General features: G+C 42.5%; 1 pseudogene. It reads left to right on the top strand.

The annotated features are described in order from the left end of the window. Nucleotides 1-489, top strand: a pseudogene (locus A3762_RS06070) (AMP-binding protein); the annotation flags it as partial.

Raw genomic sequence — 489 nt, 5'->3', positions numbered from 1 at the left:
AAATCGAAGTGAACAGCCCTGCAAATATGATGGGTTATTACAAAAACGATGAGAAAACCAAAGAAAGCTTCACCGAAGATGGTTTCTTGCTAACTGGTGACAAAGGTGAGATCGATGACATGGGTCGCCTTAAAATTACTGGTCGTATCAAAGAGATCTTTAAGACGAGTAAGGGTAAGTACGTTGCTCCGGCGCCAATTGAAAATAAAATCATCAGTCACGATGAAATTGAAATGGTATGTGTTGCTGGTGCTGAGTGTCCGCAGCCTCACGCATTGATTCATCTTTCTGAAGAGGCATTGCCAAAACGCGATGAGCCAGATTTTCGTGCAAACTTAGAGAAGAGTTTGACTGAGCTAATGGCATCGGTGAATGCAACGGTTGATCCGCATGAAGCTTTGCAGTTCATGGTTGTTGTAAAAGATTTTTGGGCGATTGAGAATGGCTTCTTAACGCCAACAATGAAGATCAAGCGTGATGTTGTTGAAG

The organism is Oleiphilus sp. HI0125 (assembly GCF_001635355.1).
This window is presented reverse-complemented; position numbering and strand designations above follow the sequence as displayed.